The organism is Mycolicibacterium parafortuitum (assembly GCF_002086815.1).
Taxonomy (GTDB): Bacteria; Actinomycetota; Actinomycetes; order Mycobacteriales; family Mycobacteriaceae; genus Mycobacterium; species Mycobacterium parafortuitum.
Map to the genome: position 1 here is coordinate 191216 of NZ_MVID01000003.1, position 16268 is coordinate 207483.

At 68.7% G+C, this 16268-nt stretch carries 17 protein-coding genes; 11 read left to right on the top strand and 6 right to left on the bottom strand.

Annotation, left to right across the window (positions count from 1 at the left end):
- Nucleotides 1–29: 29 nt before the first annotated feature.
- Entirely contained in the window at nt 30–1313 is a 1284-nt protein-coding gene (locus BST38_RS05745) for an LLM class flavin-dependent oxidoreductase (RefSeq protein WP_181792096.1), read from the top strand.
- 17 nt (nt 1314–1330) lie between these two features.
- Here BST38_RS05745 and BST38_RS05750 read toward each other — a convergent pair whose 3' ends face one another.
- Nucleotides 1331–1684 (bottom strand): VOC family protein, encoded by a 354-nt coding sequence (locus BST38_RS05750; protein ID WP_083142289.1) that lies wholly within the window; start codon nt 1682–1684, stop codon nt 1331–1333.
- A 119-nt stretch (nt 1685–1803) separates the two neighbouring features.
- Here BST38_RS05750 and BST38_RS05755 point away from each other — a divergent pair, with 119 nt between their 5' ends.
- A complete protein-coding gene (locus BST38_RS05755; RefSeq protein ID WP_083142290.1) occupies nt 1804–2481 on the top strand; it encodes a GAP family protein in 678 nt (225 codons plus the stop codon).
- Here BST38_RS05755 and BST38_RS05760 read toward each other — a convergent pair.
- On the bottom strand, nt 2470–3096 hold the full coding sequence (locus BST38_RS05760; protein ID WP_083142291.1) for a TetR/AcrR family transcriptional regulator: 627 nt from the start codon (nt 3094–3096) through the stop codon (nt 2470–2472). The genes BST38_RS05755 and BST38_RS05760 overlap by 12 nt on opposite strands.
- Nucleotides 3097–3194: 98 nt before the next feature.
- Here BST38_RS05760 and BST38_RS05765 point away from each other — a divergent pair, with 98 nt between their 5' ends.
- The 3 genes from BST38_RS05765 to BST38_RS05775 are packed head-to-tail and all read left to right on the top strand — an operon-like array spanning nt 3195 to nt 6363.
- Complete coding sequence (locus BST38_RS05765; RefSeq protein WP_083142292.1) at nt 3195–4253, top strand: hypothetical protein; 1059 nt, start codon at nt 3195–3197, stop codon at nt 4251–4253.
- A 16-nt stretch (nt 4254–4269) separates the two neighbouring features.
- Complete coding sequence (locus BST38_RS05770; protein ID WP_083142293.1) at nt 4270–5436, top strand: FAD-binding oxidoreductase; 1167 nt, start codon at nt 4270–4272, stop codon at nt 5434–5436.
- A gap of 24 nt (nt 5437–5460) precedes the next feature.
- Complete coding sequence (locus tag BST38_RS05775; protein ID WP_083142294.1) at nt 5461–6363, top strand: aldose 1-epimerase; 903 nt, start codon at nt 5461–5463, stop codon at nt 6361–6363.
- An 82-nt stretch (nt 6364–6445) separates the two neighbouring features.
- Here the strand turns inward: BST38_RS05775 and BST38_RS05780 are convergent, their stop codons facing one another.
- From BST38_RS05780 to dnaK, 4 genes are read right to left on the bottom strand one after another with little or no spacing between them, the layout of a single operon-like run.
- Nucleotides 6446–6805, bottom strand: coding sequence for a heat shock protein transcriptional repressor HspR (locus BST38_RS05780; protein WP_083142295.1), 360 nt, complete (start codon nt 6803–6805; stop codon nt 6446–6448).
- Between the two features lie 31 nt (nt 6806–6836).
- The gene (gene dnaJ / locus BST38_RS05785) at nt 6837–8021 is read right to left on the bottom strand and encodes a molecular chaperone DnaJ (protein WP_083142296.1); all 1185 of its coding nucleotides are present in this window, start codon (nt 8019–8021) and stop codon (nt 6837–6839) included.
- Between the two features lie 46 nt (nt 8022–8067).
- A complete protein-coding gene (gene grpE / locus BST38_RS05790) occupies nt 8068–8688 on the bottom strand; it encodes a nucleotide exchange factor GrpE (protein WP_083142297.1) in 621 nt (206 codons plus the stop codon).
- Nucleotides 8685–10559: a molecular chaperone DnaK gene (dnaK, locus tag BST38_RS05795; RefSeq protein WP_083142298.1), complete on the bottom strand. Its 1875-nt coding sequence runs from the start codon at nt 10557–10559 to the stop codon at nt 8685–8687. The genes grpE and dnaK overlap by 4 nt, the downstream gene beginning before the upstream one ends.
- Before the next feature lie 195 nt (nt 10560–10754).
- Here dnaK and BST38_RS05800 point away from each other — a divergent pair, with 195 nt between their 5' ends.
- The 6 genes from BST38_RS05800 to BST38_RS05825 are packed head-to-tail and all read left to right on the top strand — an operon-like array spanning nt 10755 to nt 16253.
- Nucleotides 10755–11300 (top strand): hypothetical protein, encoded by a 546-nt coding sequence (locus tag BST38_RS05800; RefSeq protein WP_083142299.1) that lies wholly within the window; start codon nt 10755–10757, stop codon nt 11298–11300.
- Between the two features lie 50 nt (nt 11301–11350).
- A complete protein-coding gene (locus tag BST38_RS05805; protein ID WP_083142300.1) occupies nt 11351–12757 on the top strand; it encodes a mycothione reductase in 1407 nt (468 codons plus the stop codon).
- A complete protein-coding gene (zwf, locus tag BST38_RS05810; RefSeq protein ID WP_083142301.1) occupies nt 12754–14160 on the top strand; it encodes a glucose-6-phosphate dehydrogenase in 1407 nt (468 codons plus the stop codon). The genes BST38_RS05805 and zwf overlap by 4 nt, the downstream gene beginning before the upstream one ends.
- A 15-nt stretch (nt 14161–14175) precedes the next feature.
- Nucleotides 14176–14799: a TIGR03085 family metal-binding protein gene (locus BST38_RS05815; RefSeq protein ID WP_083142302.1), complete on the top strand. Its 624-nt coding sequence runs from the start codon at nt 14176–14178 to the stop codon at nt 14797–14799.
- Nucleotides 14800–14824: 25 nt separating this feature from the next.
- The gene (locus BST38_RS05820) at nt 14825–15757 is read left to right on the top strand and encodes an LLM class F420-dependent oxidoreductase (RefSeq protein ID WP_110781522.1); all 933 of its coding nucleotides are present in this window, start codon (nt 14825–14827) and stop codon (nt 15755–15757) included.
- A 40-nt stretch (nt 15758–15797) separates the two neighbouring features.
- Entirely contained in the window at nt 15798–16253 is a 456-nt protein-coding gene (locus BST38_RS05825; RefSeq protein ID WP_237160677.1) for a hypothetical protein, read from the top strand.
- Nucleotides 16254–16268 lie beyond the last annotated feature (15 nt).

Below are 16268 nucleotides of genomic sequence, written 5' to 3' on the forward strand. Positions count from 1 at the left end.
CCAAGCGCAAAGCTCATTTCCTGGCCTTCATGCAGCACGGGGTGAGCAGTCACTCCGTGGGCATGTGGCGGCATCCGCTCGACAAGGTCGGCTGGGACTACGCGTCGCCGCCGTACTGGGAGCATCTGGCCCGCACGCTGGAGCGCGGCCTGTTCGACGCGGTGTTCCTGGCCGACGAGCTGGCCCCGTACAACTCGTTCGAGGACAGCTCGAATGCGACCATCCGGTACGCGGTGCAGGCGCCGACCCACGAGCCGGCCGCGCTGACCCCCATCATCACCGGCGCCACAACGCATCTCGGGGTCGGCCTGACGTTGTCGACGGCATTCGAGCATCCGTACTCGATGGCCCGCCGGTTGTCGACGTTCGATCACCTCTCCGGCGGCCGGGTGGCATGGAACATCGTCGGCTCGTACTCGCCGTCGGAGTTCGCCGCGTACGGCCAGGAGATGCCGGACCGCTCGATCCGCTACGAACGCATCGCCGAGTACGTCGACCTGTGCTGCCAACTGTGGGACTCGTGGCAGCCGGACGCGGTGGTCGCCGACCGGGAGACCGGCATCTATGCCCATCCCGAGAAGATCCGGGAGGTCGTGTTCGAGGGCAAGCACTTCCGCTGCCGGGCGCGGCATTTCGTGGCCCCGTCGCCGCAGGGCCGGCCGGTGCTGTGGCAGGCGGGCGCCAGTGAACCGGGCAGGCAGTTCGCGGCGTCGACCGCCGAGGCGATCTTCGCGATCCAGCCGACGGTGGCCTCGATGCGCGCGTACTCCGACGACATCCGGTCGCGGGTCGCCTCGGCCGGACGCGACCCGGAGTCGGTGAAGCTGTACTACGGGGCGCAGGTCATCGTCGGGGCAACCGAGCGCGAGGCACAGGAGAAGGCCGAACATCTGCGGTCGCTTCTGCGGCCGGAGGCGTCGCTGGCGATGCTGTCGGGTCAACTGGGCGTGGACTTCTCCACCTTCGACCCGTCGGCTCCGCTGGACGAGATCCCGGTGCCCGGCATCCAGGGGGTCAAGGACGCGTTGGTCGCGACCGGGGCCGGTGAGAAGGTCACCGTCGCCGAGGCGGCCGACATCTACGCGTTCCGGTTCTCGATGCCGCAGGTGATCGGCACCCCCGAATCGGTGGCCGACCAGCTGGAGAACTTCCTCGACGACGGCGGCGCCGACGGCTTCATGCTGCTGGCCACCTACACGCCCGGGTGCTTCGAGGAGTTCGTCGACCTGGTGGTGCCCGAGTTGCAGCGGCGCGGCCGGTACCGGACCCGTTACCCGGGAAGGACACTGCGGGAGAACATCCGGGCGGATTAGCCGGTCGCGCGGGGGCGTCAGTACTCGACCCGGAACCCACCGATGAGGCTGATGATGTTGCCGTCGGGATCCGGGAATCGGGACAGTCGCACGCCTTTGTTCGCCTCGACGATGTCGCCGGGCTCCACACCCCGGGCCCGCAGTTCGGCGAGGTGCTCCTCCAGATCGTGGACTGCGAGGTTACATTCGTCCGTCCCGGCTCTGTCCGGGTCGTGGAAGATCTGCACCCAAGCACCCGGCAATACCTGCCACTCGACCAGCGACGGCATCGGGTTGTTGTCCTCGGGTCTGCCGAACAGGGCGGCATACCAGCGCCTGCTCCTGGCGATGTCCGTGACGTGCACAACCGCGAGGACGTGGGTGATCGACATACGGTTCCCCTTTTCTCGTCATGGGTACCGACCGGGGAACCCCGCCGAACTCATCGGTACTGCGTGTCGCGCCGCTCCCCATTCGGCGCGCAGGGGACGCCGCTTGCTACGTTCTCCGGGTGTCGGGTACCTGGGGATCCATTCTGACCGAGCTCATCCCGCTCGGTCTCGTCATCGCGCTGTCCCCTCTGTCGGTCATTCCCGCGGTGCTGGTGCTGAGCACTCCGAGGCCACGACCGACCGGGTTGGCATTCCTGGCCGGGTGGCTGCTGGGCATGGCCGCGTTGACCGCGGTGTTCCTGCAGCTGTCCAATCTCTTCGGCGGCGTCGGCACCAAGCCGCCGGGGTGGGCGTCCTGGTTGCGCATCGTCATCGGTGTCGCGCTGGTCGCGTTCGGCGTCTACCGCTGGGTCAAGCGCGCGACCTCTGAACACATGCCGGGGTGGATGAGGCGGATCGGTTCCCTGACCCCGGGGAAGGCCGCGGTGACCGCGGCAGCGCTGACCGTGCTCAACCCGAAGGTCCTGTTCATTTGTGCCGCAGCGGGTTTGGCGATGGGATCGTCAGGCATCGACGCCCCGGCGGTGTGGCTGGCGGTGTTGTGGTTCGTACTGGTGGCCGGCTCGACGGTGGCGGCGCCGATCCTCGCGTACGCCGTCTCCGGTGAGCGTCTGGACCCGAGGCTGAACCGGGTGCGCGTCTGGATGGAGCGCCAGCACGCGACGCTGATCGCGGTGATCCTGGTCGTGATCGGTCTTCTGGTGCTGTACAAGGGCGTTCACGCGTTACTGGGGTAGCCCGAGTTCGCCGGCGTCAGCGGTCAGGTACCTCGTGACCGTCGGCGCGACCAGCGTCACCACCTGCTCGGTGGCCAGCTCCGACAGTGGCGGCACCTCGATCAGATAGCGCAGCATCGCGGTGCCCACCAGGCTGGAGGCGGCCAGCAGCGCGCGCAGCCTGGCCTGTTCGTCGCCGCCGAGCACACCGGAGACCGCGGTCAGCACGTAGTGCTGCATGAACTCCCGGAACGCGGTGTGGGCATGGGAGTTCGACGTCGCCGACGACAGCATCGCGCGCATCGTCGCGGCGCTGTCCGGCGCCTCCCAGATGCCCAGGTAGGTCCGCACCATCCGGGTGCCGATGTCGCCCTCGTCCCCGGTCAGTGCGGCCACCAGCACCTCGGGATCGAGGATCAACCGCAGCGACTCCTGGAACAGTTCCTCCTTGGAACCGAACAGGTACAGCACCATCGACGCGTCGACGCCGGCGTCCTCGGCGATCGCGCGCAGGGTCGTCTTCTCGAAACCGTCCTGGCTGAAGCGCGCCTTCGCCGCGGCGAGCACGACGTCCCGGGACACCGGGTCGCCCTTGCGCCTCCCGCGGCGGCGCGTCGTCTCTGCAGGTCGGGGCACGTGGCCACCCTAGCATTTCAACAGCTATTGAATTGAACCCCCGGTCAGGCTTACGCTCGGCACACTGAAATTCAACAACCAGTGAAAAGGGGGTCGCCATGACGTCGACCGACACACCCACCCGTCACCGGCACTCCGTCCACCGGTTCTCCGTCCACGAGGCACCCGCCGCCGCGCGCGCGGCGGGCATCGTCGTCGCCGTCACCGCACTGCTCGCGCTCGTCGCGATCGCGTTCGCGCTGCCCGCGGTGAAGTCCGGCCCGCACGACGTGCCGATCGGCGCCGCCGGGCCACAGGCCGCGGGCAGCCAGGTGAACCGCATCCTCGACGAGAGGGCGCCGGGCGCATTCGAGGTGACCTACTTCCCCGGCGAGGAGGCACTGCGCGATGCGATCAGGAACCGGGATGTCTACGGCGGCATCGTGTTCCCGAGCGAGGTCTTTCCGAGCGAGGCGTTTCCCGCCGCGCCAGGGCAGCAGCCCACCTTGCTGGTGGCCACCCAGGCCAGCCCGATGGTCGCGCAGTTGCTGACCCAGATCGGCACGCAGCTGAGCCGCCAGACCGGGATGCAGTTGCAGACCGAGGATCTCGCGCCACCGACGGCCCGCGATCCCCGCGGCGCCGGGCTGGCCGCATCTGCGCTGCCGATCACGCTGGCCGGCATCCTGCCCGCCATCGCGCTCGTCCTCGCGCTGCCCCGCGAGATCTGGACGCGCCTGACCGCGGCGGTGGTGTTCGCCGCCGTCGCAGGCGTCACGATCGCGGCGCTGCTGCGGTTCGTGTTCGGCTCGATCGAGACCGGCTTCTGGGATGTGTCGGCCGCGCTGGCCCTGGGCATCGCGGCCGCGGCGCTGACCGTGCTCGGTCTCGGCTCGCTGTTCGGCCGGATCGGTCTCGGCGTCGGGACGGCGCTGGCCCTGCTGGTCGGCAACCCGCTGTCCGGCCTCGCGAGTGCGCCGGAGATGCTGCCGTCGGGGTGGGGACAGCTCGGCCAACTGATGCCGCAGGGCGCGACCGCGACGCTGCTGCGCTCGGCGGCGGCATTCGACGGGGCCGGCGCCACGATGGCGATCGGGGTGCTGGCCTGCTGGGCCCTGTTCGGCCTCGCGCTGACCGTGGCCGCCGCTGTTCGGCAGGGGAAGAGCACAGCTTCCTGACCTAGGATCGTCCGGCGTGGGACTCGAAGACCGCGACTCGGTGCGCATCCTCAGGGACGCGTTCGATCCCGCGCTCGGGTCCGAGCAACTGGTCGGCGACTTCTACACGCGGTGGTTCGCCGCCGACTTGTCCGCCCGCGACCTGTTTCCGCCGGACATGGCGACGCAGCGCCGGGCGTTCGCGCACGCGATGTGCTGGCTGTGCGACGAGCTGATCGCCCAGCGTGCGGAGGAACCCGTCGCGTTCCTCGCCCAGCTCGGCCGCGACCACCGCAAATACGGCGTCACCCCGGCGCATTACGCGGCGGTCAAGGACGCGCTGCTGGCCACCGTGCGCACCGCGCTGGCCGACCGGTGGAACGCCCGGCTGGCCGAGGCCGTCTCCGACGTGTTCACCCTCGCCGTGGAGGTGATGAGCGGGGCCGCCGATGCCGAGTCCACTCCCCCGTTCTGCGACGGCACCGTGGTCGAACACCTGCGGCCCACCCGCGACGTGGCGGTGGTGCGGCTGAAGATGGATCACCCGTTGGGCTACCACCCGGGGCAGTACCTGCCGGTGCAGGTGCCGCAGTGGCCGCGCCGGTGGCGTTACCTGAGCCCGGCGATGCCGGCCGACCCGCAGGGCCATGTGGAGTTCCACGTCCGGTCCGTGCCAGGCGGCATGGTCAGCCACGCCATCGTCGGCGAGGCCAGGCCCGGGGACCGCTGGCGGCTGGCCAATCCGCACGGCGGTATGCATGTCGACCGTGACGGCGGCGACGTGCTGATGGTCGCGGGCAGCACCGGGCTGGCACCGCTGCGGGCGCTGATCATGGATTTGGCCCGCTACGCGGTGAACCCGCGCGTGCATCTGTTCTTCGGCGCGAAGTATCCGTGCGAGCTCTACGATCTGCGCACGCTGTGGGAGCTCGCGTCGATGAACCCGTGGCTGTCGGTGACGCCGGTGTCGGAGCTGAACTTCGACCCGCCGTGGGCCGGCGACTTTCCCGACAACACCCCGCCGCGCGGGCTGCACGTGCGCCAGACCGGCCTGCTGTCCGAGGTGGTGACGCGGTACGGCAGCTGGGGCGATCGTCAGATCCTGCTGTGTGGGCGGGCCGAGATGGTGCGGGCCACCAAGGCGGCACTGATCGCCAAAGGCGCACCTGCGGAAAGGATCCAGCACGATCCGCTGGCCGACTGAGCCCCGCATGGCAGGATCGCTGTCATGGAGGAGTTCGAAACCGTCACGCTGCGTGATCCGTCGTCGGCGCTGACCGCGACCTACGTCCCGATCGCCGGCATGGTCGCGACGTCGCTGTCCGACGACGGGGTCGAACTACTCGGTCAGCGCCGCGGCCTGCAGGCCTACGTGTCCAACCACAAAACCATGGGCATCCCGATCCTGTACCCGTGGGCCAATCGGCTGAGCAGCATGGGGTACGGCGTGGACGGCGCGGTCGTCACGCTGACCCCGGGTACCGGCGGGGTGCGCACCGATCAGCACGGCGTGCCGATCCACGGCACGTTGGGCGGCTACCGGGACTGGACGGTGACCACGCTGCTGGAGTCGCAGCTGACGGCCGAACTGGATTTCGCGGCGCGGCCCGCGCTGTTGGCGACCTTCCCGTTCCCGCACCTGCTGACGCTGGACATCACGCTGACCGACCGCACCCTGACGGTGACGACGACGGTCACCGCGACGACCGGTGCGCGGGTGCCGATGTGTTTCGGGTTCCACCCGTACCTGCAGCTCCCGGGTGTGCCGCGGGCGCAGTGGCAGATCGAGACCCCGGCGATGCGGTATCAGCCGGTGAACGCGTGGGGTATCCCGACCGGCCGCGTCGAGCAGCGGCCGGCCGCCACGGACGTGCTCGGCGACAGGTTCATCGACGACGGGTTCGACGAGGTCCCCGAGGGATCGGTGTTCGCGCTGTCCGGCGGCGGGCGCCGCATCGAGGTCCATTTCGACCAGGGCTACACCGCCGCACAGGTCTACGCGCCCGGCGACGACGATGTCGTGTGCTTCGAGCCGATGGCCGCCGCGACCGACGCGCTGCGCCGCGGCGGCTACCGCGAGGTGCAGCCCGGCGAGTCGGCGGTCGCGCAGTTCCGGATCAAGGTCTCCTAGCCGACAAGACCGCCGGAATTGCATTCCAGCAGAGGAACTTCGAGAAGACTCCTGCCGGAACGCAATTTCGGCGGTGAGCGGTCTAGCGCTGGTTGCGCGGCTGCCACACCACCAGCGCGGTGCTCTTGGGCCGCTGGGCGTGCAACCGCTCGACTTCGTCGCTGAGTTCGCGCACCCGCGCCTGCAGCGCCTCGACCTGATTGGTCAACTCGATGATGCGCTTGATCCCGGCGAGGTTGACACCCTCGTCCTGGGACAACCGCTGCACCTCGCGCAGCAGGTCCACATCGTGCTGCGAATATCGCCGTCCGCCACCGGAAGTACGCTTCGGGGTGACCAGACCGAGCCGGTCGTAGGTGCGCAGGGTCTGCGCATGCATGCCGGCCAGCTCGGCTGCCACCGAGATCAGATACGTACGCGCTTCATCCTTCCGGGCGGCCATCAGAACCCTCGCTTCTTCACGCAAGCGCTCATCAGACATTCCCTGCCCATCCCGCCCGGGGGTCGAACCCACTGGCGCGCTCGGCTTTCGCGTACGCCTCCAATGCCTCTGCGGCATCGCCTTCGAGGTTCGGCGGCACCGCCACCTTCACCGTCACCAGCAGATCGCCGTGTCCGCCACCGCGTTTCGGAACGCCGCGGCCACGCACCCGAAGGATCCGGCCGTCGGAGGTGCCCTTCGGCAGCCGGACCCCGACCTTGCCCTCCAGGGTCGGCACCGAAAGCGTTGTCCCCAATGCCAACTCATGGAAGCTGACGGGCACGCTCACCGTGAGATCGTCCCCGTTGCGGCCGAACACCTTGTCGGGCCGGACGTGGACGGTCACGTACAGGTCACCCGACGGCGCCCCACGCAGCCCGGCCTCACCCTGACCGGCGAGCCGGATACGCTGTCCGTCCTCGACACCCGGTGGGATCCGCACGTTGATGGTGCGGGTACGCGTGGTGACCCCGGTGCCCTTGCACTCGTCACACGGGTTCTCGATGATCGAGCCGCTGCCCCGGCATTCGGTGCACGGCTCGGAGAACCCGAACGCCCCCTGGTTTCGGCTGATCACACCGGCGCCGTTGCAGTTCGGGCACACCTTCGGGCTGGTCCCGGGCCGTGCACCACTGCCATGGCAGTTCGTGCACGGCGCCGGGCTGGTCAGCCGAAGCGGCATCGCGACGCCCTTGGTGGCCTCCAGGAAGCTCAGCTCCGTCTCGGTCTCGAGATCGTTGCCGCGCCGCGGCCTGGTCGGGCGCGGCTGCTGTGCGCCGCGGCCGAACAGACCGCCGAAGAGGTCACCGATGTTCGCGCCGCCGGCCTGACCGGCGGCGTCGAACAGATCGTTGAGGTTGAACTCCTGGGCGCCGTCTCCACCGAACCCACCGAAACCGCCACCGCCGCCGCTGAATCGCCCGCGGCCGAAACCGCCGCCTGCGAACAGACGGCGCGTCTCGTCGTACTCCTTGCGCTTGGCGGGGTCGGTGAGCACCTCCTTGGCCTCGGAGGCGGCCTTGTAGCGCTCCTCGGCTTCGGAGTTGCCCGGGTTCCGGTCAGGGTGGTTCTCGGCGAGGATCTTGCGGGCGGCCCGCTTGATCTCCTTCTCGTCGGCATCAGAGGCGACGCCGAGCACCTTGTAGAAGTCCTTCTCAACCCACTCACGCTGGGCCATATCGCGTCACCTCCTTACCTGTTCTCATCTGTGTTCGGTTCAATTCTTACGATTCTGAAGGCTGTTGGGCCCCAGAGTCGGTATTGCCGGGCCCTGACGCGCCGGGCACGGTGTCGACGACACCGACCATCGCGTGCCGGACCACGAGCTCACCGACCTTGTAGCCGCGCCGCATCACGGTCCCGAGGACGGGGTGGGTGCCCTCGCCCTCGTGCTGCACGGCCTCATGCAGCTCCGGATCGAACTCGTCGCCCTCGTCGCCGAAACCTGAAAGGCCCAGGCCCTCAAGGGTTGCCACGATCTTGTCGGCAACGGCCTTGAACGGGCCGGACTCCAGGTCGCCATGGCTGCGCGCCCGCTCGAGGTCGTCGAGCACCGGCAACAGCTGGGTGATCACCGTGGCCTTGGCCCGGTCGGCGATCACCTGCTGATCCCGCAGCGTCCGTTTCCGGTAGTTGGCGAAATCGGCCTGGACGCGCTGCAGGTCGGCGAGCAGTTCGGCGGCCTTGCCGGCCTCCTCGGCCGTCTCACCGGCGACCCCCTCCGGGGCCGGCCCACTGGGGGCCGGCTCCGGCGACGGGTTCTCGCGCACCTGCCCGGTGTCGGGATCGATGCGCCGCTTATCGGTGACGGTTATCGGTTCCTCTGGTCGATCCGCGTCGCTCACTTGCGCTCCTGATCGTCCTCAACCACCTCGGCGTCGACCACGTCGTCGTTGGCGCTCGACCCACCGGCGGACCCGCCGGCCGGGCCACCCGCGGCCTGCTCGGCCTGGGTCGCCTCGTAGATCGCCTGGCCGAGGGCCTGGCTCTCCTCGCCGAGCTTCTCCATCGCCGACTTGATGGCGCCGATGTCGGTGCCGGCAAGAGCGGTCTTGGCGTCGGCGATCGCGGAATCGACCTTGGCGAGCGTGTCCTCGGGGACCTTCGATCCGCCACCGTCGGACGCTGTGCCCCGTTGTTCGGCGACGAACTTCTCCGTCTGGTAGACCAGCGACTCGGCCTGGTTGCGGACGTCGGCCTCTTCGCGACGCTTGCGGTCCTCCTCGGCGTGCGCTTCGGCGTCCTTGACCATCCGGTCGATCTCCTCCTTGGACAGGCCGGAGCCTTCCTGGATCTTGATCGTGTTCTCCTTGCCGGTGCCCTTGTCCTTGGCCGTCACGTGGACGATGCCGTTGGCGTCGATGTCGAAGGTGACCTCGATCTGGGGGACACCGCGCGGAGCCGGCGGGATACCGGTCAGCTCGAAGCTGCCGAGCAGCTTGTTGTGCGCGGCGATCTCACGCTCGCCCTGATAGACCTGGATCTGCACCGACGGCTGGTTGTCGTCGGCGGTGGTGAAGGTCTCCGAACGCTTGGTCGGGATCGTGGTGTTGCGCTCGATGAGCTTGGTCATCACGCCGCCCTTGGTCTCGATACCGAGCGACAGCGGGGTGACGTCAAGCAGCAGAACGTCTTTCACCTCACCCTTGAGCACACCGGCCTGCAGCGCGGCGCCCACGGCGACGACCTCGTCCGGGTTGACGCCCTTGTTGGGCTCCTTGCCACCGGTCAGTTCCTTGACCAGATCGGTGACCGCGGGCATGCGGGTGGAACCACCCACCAGCACCACGTGGTCGATGTCGGACACCGAGATGCCGGCGTCCTTGATCACGGACTGGAACGGCTTGCGGGTGCGGTCCAGCAGATCCTGGGTGATGCGCTGGAACTCCGAACGGGTCAGCTGCTCGTCGAGGAACAGCGGGTTCTTGTCCGCGTCGACGGTGATGTAGGGCAGGTTGATCGAGGTGCTCTGTGAGGAGCTCAGTTCGATCTTGGCCTTCTCGGCGGCCTCACGCAGCCGCTGCATCGCCATCTTGTCCTTGGTCAGGTCGATGCCCGACGTGCCCTTGAACTTGTCGACGAGCCATTCGACGATCCGGTCGTCCCAGTCGTCGCCGCCGAGGTGGTTGTCACCGGAGGTGGCACGCACCTCGACCACACCCTCGCCGATCTCCAGCAGGGACACGTCGAACGTGCCGCCGCCGAGGTCGAACACCAGGATGGTCTGTTCCTTCTCGCCCTTGTCCAGGCCGTAGGCCAGCGCGGCCGCGGTCGGCTCGTTGACGATACGAAGAACGTTGAGGCCGGCGATCTGGCCGGCGTCCTTGGTGGCCTGACGCTGGGCGTCGTTGAAGTACGCGGGCACGGTGATGACCGCGTCGGTGATGTCCTCACCGAGGTAGGCCTCAGCGTCGCGTTTCAGTTTCATGAGCACGCGCGCACTGATCTCCTGCGGCGTGTAGTTCTTGCCGTCGATCTCCACATGCCAGTCGGTGCCGATCTCACGCTTGACCGAACGGATGGTCCGGTCGACGTTGGTCACTGCCTGGTTCTTGGCGGGCTGGCCGACCAGCACCTCGCCGTTGCGCGCGAACGCGACGACCGACGGGGTGGTCCGGGAACCCTCGGAGTTTGCGACGACGACGGGGTCGCCACCCTCCAGTACTGCGACGACGGAGTTGGTGGTCCCGAGGTCGATACCGACCGCACGAGCCATAGTTACTGCCTCCTGAATAGACTTTTGGTGGTCTGAGTGCACCGCACTCAAGACTGCTCCTCCCGGCGGCGCCGTGTCAAGCTTAACTTGAGTCGATCTCACTCAACTTGTCGAACCGGTCAACAGAGCGGCTGCGGAATTTGTTCCCGCGTCACTTCCGTCACTTGCGCAACAGACTGCGTAGGCTAGCCATTGATGAGGACGCGGCTGATCGTGGCGGGAGCGCTCGCATCGGCGGCCGTGCTCGCCGGATGCCAGTCCGTGGTGGACGGCACCGCCACCCGCGCCGGCGACGCGACGTTCACCGAACCCGACTTCCCGACGCCACGCCCGACCAGGCCGTCCTCCCCGGCACCGTCCACCCCGGCCTCGCCGGCGCCGAGTGGGCCGGCCCGGCCCGGTGGCGAGGTGCTGCGACCGCAGGGCGGGTACGTCTTCATCGAGACGAAGTCGGGCAAGACCCGCTGCCAGCTCGACGCGCAGGAGGTCGGCTGCGAGTCCGCGTTCAGCAACGCTCCCGAGGTCGACGGGCTGCCGGCCAACGGGGTGCGCATCAACGCCGACGGCGAACTGCAGTGGGTGCTGGGCAACCTCGGGGCGATTCCGGCGGTGACCCTGGACTACCGCACCTACTCCGCGGTCGGCTGGACGATCGAGGCCGACGAGATGGGCACCCGCTTCACCAACGACCGCACCGGACACGGCATGGTCATCGCGGTGGAGGGCGTCGAGGCGTTCTGAGGCCGTCGCCGGGGGTTTGACATCCGTCAGCTTCCGGGAACAGCAGGCGGGTGCGCACCCACGATCTGGTCGTCATCGGCGCGGGGTCGGGAAACATGGTCGTCGACGACCGGTTCTCCGGCCTCGACGTCGCGATCGTTGACGACCGCAAGTTCGGTGGCACCTGCGTCAACCACGGCTGCATCCCGTCGAAGATGTTGTCCTACGCCGCCCAGGTCGCCGACCTCGTCGCCGGCGCGGCGGACTTCGACATCAACACCGACTTCCGCCGTCCAGCGCTCACGCTAGGAGCAGAGCCTCGACTGCGCTGGACCGCCCTGCGTGACCGGGTGTTCGACCGCACCGACGCGGTCGCCGCCGCCGGCGAACAGGGCCGTCGCGACAGCGATTTCGTCACCGTCTACAAGGGGCACGCCCGGTTCACCGAACCCGGGCGTCTGCGGGTGTCGGTGGACGGGGACACCGTCGACGTCGCCGCGGAGCGCATCGTCGTGGCCGCGGGCGGCCGGCCCGTCGTCCCCGACGTCGTCGTCGAATCCGGCCTGCCGTACCAGACGTCGGACACCGTGATGCGCCTCGACGCCGCGCCCGCCCATCTCGCCGTGCTCGGCGGCGGATACATCGCCGCCGAACTGGCCCATGTGTTCTCCGCCGCGGGCAGCCGCATCACGGTGATCGAGAAGTCCGACCGGCTGCTCGGCGGCCCGCACGACGACACGGTCCGCGACGTCTACACCGAGCTCGCCCGGTCGCGCTACGACCTGCGCTGCGGCAGCGAGATCGCCGACATCACCGGAACCGCAGGAGATCTCAGCATTCATCTGGACGACGGATCGACGGTGCGCGCCGACATGCTGCTCGTCGCGACCGGACGACGGTCCAACAGCGACCGCCTCGACGTCGAGAAGGGCGGCATCGACACCCACCAGGACGGTCGCATCGTCGTCGACCGCCACTGCCGCACCACCGCCGACGGCGTGTTCGCACTCGGAGACGTCAGCACCGCCGTCCCCCTCAAACACGTCGCCAATCGGGAAGCCACCGTGGTCCAACACAATCTGCTGCATCCTGACGATCTGCGCGCGGTGAACCACGATCTGGTGCCCTCGGCGGTGTTCACCCAGCCGCAGATCGCGGCGATCGGACGCACCGAGAAGGACTGCCGCGACGACGGTCTCGACTATCGAGTCGGCCTGGCCCACTACTCCGATGTCGCCTACGGCTGGGCCATGCGCGACGAGAGCGGTCTGTGCAAGGTGCTGACCACCGCCGACGGGGAGATCCTCGGCGCCCACGTCATCGGGCCGCAGGCCGCCACCCTGATCCAGATCTTCGTCGTCGCAATGAACTTCGGCATCCGCGCCGACGAGCTGGCGGCCCGGCCGTACTGGATCCACCCGGCGTTGACCGAAGTGGTGGAGAACGCCCTGATCGATCTCGGAAAGGACCAGGCATGAACGACGCAGCGGACCCGGTCGTGCTGGTGCTGTTCGGCGCGCGCGGCGATCTCGCGCGCCGCATGCTGTTCCCGAGCCTGTACCGGCTCGCGGCGGCAGGCCGGCTGCCCGAGGACTACCGCATCATCGGGTCCGGCAGATCCTCACCCGACAGCCTTGAGGAGTTCCGGGAGTCGGTGCGCGACGGGCTGTCCGAGTCGGTCAAGGACTTCGAGCCGGCCGTCGCCGACACCCTGCTGGAGCGCCTGAGCTTCCAGTCGGCGACCGACGAGGACGGCCACGAGCTCGCCTCGGCGGTACGCCGGGCCCGCGACGAACTCGGCGAACCGACCCAGACCCTGATCTATCTGTCGGTTCCGCCGACGGCGATGCAGCCGATGATCGAGATGCTCGGCCGCGAGGGGCTCGCCGACGACGCGCGCATCATCGTGGAGAAGCCGTTCGGCACCGATCTGGACAGCTCGCGCCGGCTCGCGTCGGCCACCGAGGCCGTCGCCGACGAGCAGTCCGTCTACCGCATCGACCACTTCCTGGGAAAGGAAGCCGTCCAGAACATCCTGGCGCTGCGCTTCGCCAACGGTCTACTCGAACCCTGTTGGAACAGTAGGCATATCGAGTCAGTGCAGATCGACGTACCCGAGGACATCGCGTTGGAGGGCAGGGGCGGCTTCTACGAGTCGACCGGCTGCTTCCGCGACATGGTCACCACGCACCTGTGCCAGGTGCTGGGGTTCATCGCGATGGAGCCGCCGGCCACCCTGGACGCGCAGGGGCTGCGCGACGCCAAGGCGCAGGTGTTCTGCGATATGCGCCCGCTGGACCCGCAGCGGGTGGTGTTCGGCCAGTATGCCGGCTACCGCGACGAGGACGGCGTCGCCGACGACTCGGACGTCGAGACGTTCGTCGCGCTGGAGGCGTTCGTCGACAACGACCGCTGGCGGGACGTCCCGTTCTATCTGCGTACCGGAAAAGCGCTGGGCGACAACCGAAGGACCGTGACGATCACGTTCCGCGAACCGGCCGGCGCGTTGTTCGGGGCCGACGAGACCCATCGCGACCGGCTGGCACTCGACCTGACCGAGACGCCGACGGCGGTGCTGGAGCTCAATGTGAAGAAGCCCGGCCCCGACCTGACCGTGGAGCCCGTCGGCTCGGAGGTGCGGTTGAGCGCCGAGCGCCATGAGAACGACGGGCTCGACGCCTACGAACGGTTGCTGCTCGACGTCCTGCGCGGGGATCAGACCCTGTTCGCGCGTGCCGACGAGGTGGACCGGCTGTGGCAGGTGTGCCAGCCGGTCCTGGACCATCCCCCGCGACCACACAGTTACGAAATGGGCTCGTGGGGGCCCGATCTAGCATTGAAGCTGCCCGGTCGGCAAGGCTGGTGGCTGCCCGATGACTGAACCGAAAGGCCGACGATGACCGTTGCACAACGAGAGCGGGCCGCGCTGGTGGCAACGTTCCGCGACACCCCGCCCGACGCCCCGACGTTGTGCGACGGCTGGGACGTGCGGGATCTGACCGCGCATCTGGTGGTGCGCGAGCGGCGGATGGACGCCGCCCCGGGCATCCTGATCCCGGCGTTCGCCAGCTATACCGAGCGGGTTCAGCAGCAGACCGCCGCATCCACCGACTGGGATGTGCTGCTCGGCCAGGTCGCCGACGGACCGCCGATCTATTCGCCGTTCAAGCTGCTCGACCCGATCGCGAACGTCGCCGAGATGTTCATCCACCACGAGGACGTACGCCGGGCCGGCGGCGAGTGGGAGCCGCGGCCGCTCGACGACCAGACGGTGGCGGCACTGCGCAGGCCGGTCGCGATGATGGCGCGGATGACCCTGCGCAAATCACCGGCGACGGTGGTGTTCCGCACCCCGCAGGGCGACACCCTGGCCACCGTCGGTAAGGGCCCTCAGGTCACCGTCACCGGAGACCCGGGCGAGCTGCTGATGTTCGCCGCGGGCCGCGATCAGGCGTGGGTGTCGTTCGACGGGTCCGCCGACCTCGTGGAGCAGCTGAAAAGCTCCCGCGCCGGTCTGTGAGCCTAGGCTGGTCATCGTGAGCTCAGTGGATTTCCGCATCTTCGTCGAACCCCAGCAGGGCGCCACCTACGGCGATCAGCTCGCTGTCGCGAAGACGGCCGAGAGCGCGGGTTACTCGGCGTTCTTCCGATCCGACCACTACGTGGCGATGGCCGGGGACGGTATGCCCGGCCCGACCGATTCCTGGGTGACGCTGGGCGCGCTGGCCCGGGAGACGACGTCGATCCGGCTGGGCACCATGGTCACCTCCGCGACGTTCCGCTATCCCGGGCCGCTGGCCATCTCGGTCGCGCAGGTCGACGAGATGAGCGGAGGCCGGGTCGAATTCGGGCTCGGCGCGGGCTGGTTCGAAGCCGAGCACAAGGCCTACGCGATCCCGTTCCCGCCGCTCGGCGAGCGGTTCGACCGCCTGACCGAACAGCTGGAGATCCTGACCGGGTTGTGGACCACGCCCGCCGGCGAGACCTTCGACTACTCGGGGCGCCACTACAGCATCGTGGAGTCCCCCGGCCTTCCGAAGCCGGCGCAGAGCCCGCATCCGCCGATCATCATCGGAGGCGGTGGCGCGAAGCGCACTCCGGCGCTGGCCGCGCGGTTCGCCGACGAGTTCAACATCCCGTTCGTCCCGTTGGACACCCTGACCGAGCAGTACGCACGGGTGGCGGCAGCGGTGGAGAAGGCGGGCCGGGCGAAGGACTCGCTGACCTACTCGGCGGCGTTCGTGGTGTGCCTCGGACGTGACGAGGCCGAGATCGCCCGGCGCGCCGCGGCGATCGGGCGCGAGGTCGACGAACTGCGCTCGAACTCCCCCGCGGTGGGCACCCCGGCCGAGGTCGTCGACAAGCTCGGCCCGTTCCTGGAGGCCGGCGTCCAGCGGATCTACCTGCAGGTTCTGGACATGTCCGATCTCGACCACGTCGAGTTCTTCGCCGAGCAGGTCGTGCCCCAGCTTCGCTGAGCAGGCAGGCTGCCCGAGGTCACGGCTACTATCAGTGCCCGTGAACCGACGGGACGACGACGAAGCGCAGGCGCCGCCCGTCGCGTGGCACAACCGGACATCGACTTTGCTCGGCGCCAGCGTGGCCGGGATCGCCGCGCTCGCGTTGGTGATTTCGCTGATCACCTACTTCGCGCGGCACTTCAGCGACCCTGACCCGGCGCCGCTGCACTACATCCCGCCGTCCTCGTCGGCCAAGACGACCGCGTCGACCACGAAGTCCGGGTCGTCGACCACCGGGACGATCACCAGCACCAGCCCGCCGATGACCAGCGACATCAATCCGGATGACACCACGACCTCGGAAACGACCACGACGCGCAGCACCCGGCCGCCGCGGACCAAGGAGTCCGAGCAGCGCAGTACCGAGGACCAGGACGGGACGCGCACCACGACGACGCGGACCACCAGAGCGCCACGGACCAACGTGACACGCACGCTGTACCCCGGAACCTGAGGACCCAGCGCCTAC

Bases quoted from the DNA above. Each gene is read 5' to 3' on its own strand.
- BST38_RS05745 (WP_181792096.1), top strand. From the start codon at position 30: ATGCAGCACGGGGTGAGCAGTCACTCCGTGGGCATGTGGCGGCATCCG.
- BST38_RS05750 (WP_083142289.1), bottom strand. From the start codon at position 1,684: ATGTCGATCACCCACGTCCTCGCGGTTGTGCACGTCACGGACATCGCC.
- BST38_RS05765 (WP_083142292.1), top strand. From the start codon at position 3,195: ATGACGTCGACCGACACACCCACCCGTCACCGGCACTCCGTCCACCGG.
- BST38_RS05775 (WP_083142294.1), top strand. From the start codon at position 5,461: ATGGAGGAGTTCGAAACCGTCACGCTGCGTGATCCGTCGTCGGCGCTG.
- BST38_RS05780 (WP_083142295.1), bottom strand. From the start codon at position 6,805: ATGGCCGCCCGGAAGGATGAAGCGCGTACGTATCTGATCTCGGTGGCA.
- dnaJ (WP_083142296.1), bottom strand. From the start codon at position 8,021: ATGGCCCAGCGTGAGTGGGTTGAGAAGGACTTCTACAAGGTGCTCGGC.
- dnaK (WP_083142298.1), bottom strand. From the start codon at position 10,559: ATGGCTCGTGCGGTCGGTATCGACCTCGGGACCACCAACTCCGTCGTC.
- BST38_RS05800 (WP_083142299.1), top strand. From the start codon at position 10,755: ATGAGGACGCGGCTGATCGTGGCGGGAGCGCTCGCATCGGCGGCCGTG.
- zwf (WP_083142301.1), top strand. From the start codon at position 12,754: ATGAACGACGCAGCGGACCCGGTCGTGCTGGTGCTGTTCGGCGCGCGC.
- BST38_RS05815 (WP_083142302.1), top strand. From the start codon at position 14,176: ATGACCGTTGCACAACGAGAGCGGGCCGCGCTGGTGGCAACGTTCCGC.